Annotated in this window: 4 protein-coding genes; 2 read left to right on the top strand and 2 right to left on the bottom strand. The window is 72.5% G+C overall.

Annotated features, from left to right (window positions below; genetic code table 11):
- Nucleotides 1-478: ArsR/SmtB family transcription factor (locus tag FRW57_RS18815; RefSeq protein WP_152186740.1), on the bottom strand; the 478-nt coding region annotated here is incomplete at its 3' end.
- 64 nt (nt 479-542) lie between these two features.
- On the opposite strand from FRW57_RS18815, the gene FRW57_RS18810 reads away from it, so the two are divergent.
- Complete coding sequence (locus FRW57_RS18810; RefSeq protein WP_203230414.1) at nt 543-1,931, top strand: MFS transporter; 1,389 nt, start codon at nt 543-545, stop codon at nt 1,929-1,931.
- Here the strand turns inward: FRW57_RS18810 and murA are convergent.
- Nucleotides 1,913-3,256, bottom strand: coding sequence for a UDP-N-acetylglucosamine 1-carboxyvinyltransferase (murA, locus tag FRW57_RS18805; RefSeq protein ID WP_137120785.1), 1,344 nt, complete (start codon nt 3,254-3,256; stop codon nt 1,913-1,915). The two genes, FRW57_RS18810 and murA, sit on opposite strands and share 19 nt — an antisense overlap.
- A gap of 70 nt (nt 3,257-3,326) precedes the next feature.
- Here murA and FRW57_RS18800 point away from each other — a divergent pair.
- Nucleotides 3,327-3,669 (top strand): GNAT family N-acetyltransferase (locus tag FRW57_RS18800; protein ID WP_476748659.1); only part of this gene is annotated, 343 nt, incomplete at its 3' end.

The following is a 3,669-nucleotide window of genomic DNA, read 5'->3' as shown; positions in this document are numbered from 1 at the left end:
CACCGGGGCGCCGCGCGGTGTCCGGTCGGCCGTCCACCGCGACCAGCGCCCGATGGTCGAGCAGCGCCTGGGTCACCGCCACGCCGAGCCGCCCCGCCAGGTGGTCGTAACAGGTTCGCGCCGTCCGCAGTGCACTCGCCCGGTTGCCCTCGCGCAGGGACCGCACCGGGCGGGCGGGTGCGATCCGGGCCAACGCCTCCAGCACGGCCGTCACGTCGGGTCCGGAGACGCGGTAGTAGCGGTGCCGGCCTGACGGTTCGACCCTGACCAGGCCGGCCTCCAGCAACCGGCGCAGGTGGCCACTCGTGGCCTGCGGTGACACGCCCGCCTCCGTCGCCAGCCGCGAGGCGGGCAGGGACCGCCCGTCGGAGAGGGCCAGGAGCACCTTGGCCCGCGCGGGCTCGGCATACAAGGCAGCGACCGCCGCCACGTCCGCGTCCCCCGCCCATGGCCCTCTCCGACCGTCTCTTCCCGTCATGGTTCGAGTATGCGCCGATGACGTTTCGGGCCGGACGGAAGCGATCGGGTGTCACTGTGGCGCCATGGGCACCGAGATTCGTCGCCGGATGGTGCTGGCCGTGATGTGCGCCGGCATGTCCCTCGTGCTGCTGGACGTGTCGGTCGTCAACGTCGCCCTTCCCTCGATCCAGACCGGGCTCGGCACCGACCTGGCTGGGATGCAGTGGGTGGTGGACGCCTACGGCATCACCCTCGCCAGTCTCCTGCTCGCCGCCGGCGGACTCGGCGACGTCCGTGGCCACCGTCGGATGGTCCTGGACGGCTTGGTGATCTTCGGGACGGCCTCGGTGGGCTGCGGACTGGCGCCCACCGTGGAGGTGCTGGTGACGATGCGGGCCGCGCAGGGCGTCGGGGCTGCCGTGCTGCTCCCGTCGACCATGGCCGTGATCACCCACACCTTCCCCGGACGGGCCGAGCAGTCACGCGCCCTCGGGACCTGGTCGGGCGTGTCCTCGCTGGCCCTGCCGTCCGGCCCCCTGCTCGGCGGGGCGCTGGTGTCCTGGCTCGGGTGGCGGGCGGTCTTCCTGGTCAACGTCCCGGTCACGCTGCTCGCCGCCGTGATGGTGCGCCGCGTGGTGGCCGAGAGCCGGGGCCAGGAGCGCGTCCTCGACCTCCCGGCCGCCTTCGCGGCCGTCGCCGGGCTGGCGTGCCTCGTCTTCGCGGTCATCACCGGAGGCCAGAGAGGTCTCGACCGTGCCGTGCTGGTGGCCCTCGTCGGGGTCATCGCGGCAGCGGCCCTGTTCGTGCGCATCGAACGCCGCGCTTCGCAGCCACTGGTGCCCTTGGCGCTGTTGCGGTCCCCAACGTTCGTCGGGGCCAACCTCGTGGCCGGCGCGATGAACTGCGTGGGCATCGGCACCGTCTTTGCCGTGACGCTCTATCTGCAGTCAGTGCAGGGGCGTTCGGCGCTGACGAGCGGACTCGACCTCCTCGCGCTCTTCGTCCCGCTCGCGGCGTTGTCTCCCCTGGCCGGCCGGCTGACGGCACGCCTGGGGCCACGACCGCCCATGCTGCTGGGTCTGGTGATCGGCGCGGCCGGCGCGTTCGGTCTCGTGCGACTCCAACCGGAGAGCGCGTATGCCGTGCTGTTGCCACCGCTGCTCGGCCTCGGCCTCGGGATGGGCCTGCTCACCTCCGCCGTGGTCACGGCAGCGATGCAGTCCGTGCCGGGCGAGCGTGCGGGCCTCGCCAGCGGGATGAACAACACGGCACGGCAGGCGGCCGGGGCGCTCGGCGTCGCCTGCTTCGGCGCGGTGCTCGGCTCCGCGGCGGCCGGCGCCTCCTTCGTCGCGCACCTGCACTCCCTCGGTGTCATCGCCGGCCTCGTCTGGCTGGCCGCCGCGGCGGTCACTGCGGCAACGGTGCCCGGCCGGGCCGGTCCCGGGCCGAGGAGCTACGAGCCGGCTGGCTGACCGGTGTCCTCGAGGTCGGCCCCGAGCGCGGCCAGCTTGGGCACCAGCTCGGCATACCCGCGGTCGATGTGGAACACGTCTGTCACCTCGGTCTCCCCCTCGGCGACCAGTCCCGCGAGGACCACGCTCACGGCTGAGCGGATGTCGAGCGACTTCACCCGCGCGCCGTGCAGCCTCGTCGGGCCGTGCACCTCCGCGGCCGTCGCCAGGATCTCGTCGTGGTCGCCGAAGGCCTGCACCCGGATGTCGGCCCCCATCTTGACCAGCTCCTTGGTGTAGCGCAGCCGGTCCTCGTAGACCCGCTCGTGCACCGTGGAGAGGCCGCCAGCCTGGGTCAGCAGCGGCACGAACGCCGACTGGCTGTCGGTCGGGAAGCCTGGGTAGGGCAGCGTCTGCAGGTCCGTCGGGCGCAGCGGGCCGCGCGCCCGCACGAGCATCCGGCGGTCCTGGAACCACACCTCGGCGCCGACCTCGCCGAGCTTCTCGGTGACCGGTACGAGGTGCTCCTCGATGACCGAGTCGATGGTCACCTCTCCCCCGGTCATCACCGCGGCGATCGCGAAGGTGGCCGCCTCGAGCCGGTCAGGGATCACGATCTCCGAGACGCCGCGGAGGCGTTCGACTCCCCAGATGGTGAGGAAGGGGGTGCCGAGCCCGGAGATCCGCGCGCCCATGCGGTTGAGCAGGTTGCCGAGCCAGACGATCTCCGGCTCCGCCGACGCGTTCATGATCAGGGTGCGCCCGGTCGCGCGGGTGGCCGCCATCATCAGTGTCTCGGTGCCGGTGTGGCTCGGGTAGTCCATGTAGATGCGGGCGCCCTGCAACGCCAGCACCTTGGCGTGGACCCCGTGCTCGTCGCGGTGCACCTGCGTGCCCATGCGCTCGAACCCCCTCAGGTGCATGTCGATCGGCCGTCGACCGATCTGGTCACCGCCAGGCAGTGCGAACGAGATCTCGCCGTGCCGGGCGAGCATGGGTCCGGCCACGACGACGGACGCGCGGGTGGCCTTGAACAGGTCAGGTGGGGCGTCGGTCCGGCTGATCTGCTCGGCACGCACCGTGACCCGCTCGTGCTCCGCGTCCACCTCCACCTGCGCGCCCAGGGCCCGCAGCAGGTCGGCCATCGAGAGCACGTCCGCGATCATCGGGACGTTGTTGAGGACGACCTCCTCGGGAGTGAGGATCGAGGCGGCGAGGGCCTTGAGCGCGGCGTTCTTGGCGCCGCTGATCCGGACGCTGCCGTGCAGTGCCGCGCCGCCGCGGATCTTGAGCAGCCGCCCAGGTGCCGCGGCCGGGTACGGGTGGTCTGGCTGCGTTCCCAACATGGGCGAACCCTAGCGGCGGCCGACGGTATGGCGATGGCTGCCCTCGTCGGGTCACGCCTAGAGTTCTGCTGTGACCGATGCGCTGCACATCCGGCCGAGGCGTGACACGGACATCCCGGTGCTGGCCCAGATCCTGGCCCGTCAGCAGGCCGAGACCGAGTACCCGTTCGAGTGGCCATTGCCCTTTCCCGTCGAGCGGTTCATCCACCGGCCCGGTGAGCTGGCCGCCTGGGTGGCCGAGCTCGACGGACGGGTCGTCGGGCACGTGGCGCTGCACGCCGTCGGGACCGAGGACGGGTCGGGCGGTGAGCTGAGCCGCCTCTGGTCCTCCGCGCACGGCGTCGGCGTGGAGCGGCTCCGCGCGGTCGGCGTGCTCTTCGCCGACCGCCGGCTGGCCGGCAGGGGCATCGGCT

Origin of the sequence: Segeticoccus rhizosphaerae (assembly GCF_009192725.1) — a bacterium.
GTDB lineage: Bacteria > Actinomycetota > Actinomycetes > Actinomycetales > Dermatophilaceae > Segeticoccus > Segeticoccus rhizosphaerae.
The sequence above is the reverse complement of the archived record's forward strand: the minus strand, read 5'-3'. Positions and strand labels throughout refer to the sequence as shown.

Bases quoted from the DNA above. Each gene is read 5' to 3' on its own strand.
- murA (WP_137120785.1), bottom strand. From the start codon at position 3,256: ATGTTGGGAACGCAGCCAGACCACCCGTACCCGGCCGCGGCACCTGGG.
- FRW57_RS18810 (WP_203230414.1), top strand. From the start codon at position 543: ATGGGCACCGAGATTCGTCGCCGGATGGTGCTGGCCGTGATGTGCGCC.